The organism is Chromohalobacter sp. 48-RD10, assembly GCF_029889785.1.
Lineage (GTDB): Bacteria > Pseudomonadota > Gammaproteobacteria > Pseudomonadales > Halomonadaceae > Chromohalobacter.
Genome location: NZ_JARANX010000191.1, coordinates 1 through 805 on the forward strand (window position 1 = coordinate 1; position 805 = coordinate 805).

At 68.1% G+C, this 805-nt stretch carries 1 protein-coding gene; it reads right to left on the minus strand.

Features of this window, described 5'->3' with window-relative positions:
- Nucleotides 1-805, minus strand: an 805-nt coding sequence (locus OP496_RS18180) for an aldehyde dehydrogenase family protein (RefSeq protein ID WP_280565391.1), incomplete at both ends; no start/stop codon positions are given.

Consider the following 805-nt stretch of genomic DNA (forward strand, 5'->3'; position numbering starts at 1 on the left):
GTCGGCGACCTTGCCGCGCTGGCCTTCGTTGATCAGCGCGCCCATGTCGAGGCCCTTCTCGGTGCCGGGGCCGATCTTGAGCTCGCGGGCCTGGACGGCGAGACGCTCGACCAGGGCGTCGGCAGTGGCGTCACCCACGCACACGGCGACGGAGATCGCCATGCAGCGCTCGCCGGCGCTACCGAACGCGGCGCCGATCAGGGTGCTCGCAGCGTTGTCGAGGTCGGCGTCCGGCAGTACCACGGCGTGGTTCTTGGCGCCGCCGAGGGCCTGCACGCGCTTGCCCTGCTGGGTGCCGCCCTCGTAGATCTTGCGCGCCACGGGAGTGGAGCCAACGAAGGAAAGCGCGCGTACTTCGGGCGCTTCGATTAGCGCGTCGACGGCCTCGCGGTCGCCATGAATCACGCTGAACAGCCCCTTGGGCAGTCCGGCTTCGTCGAGCAGTTCGGCCATCTTCACGGCGGCCGAGGGCGTCTGCTCGGAGGGCTTCAAGATGAAGGCATTGCCGCAAGCCAGCGCCATGGGGTACATCCACAGCGGCACCATGGCCGGGAAGTTGAACGGCGTGATACCGGCGACGACGCCCAGCGGCTGATGGTTGGACCAGGTGTCGATGCCCGGCCCGGCGTTGTGGGAGTACTCGCCCTTCAAGAGCTCCGGCGCACCGCAGGCGTACTCGACGTTCTCGATGCCGCGCTTGAGCTCACCCATGGCGTCCTCGAGCACCTTGCCGTGTTCCTCGCTGACCAGCGCGCAGATCTCGTCGGCGTCGCGCTCGAGCAGGGTCTTGAAGCGGTACATCACC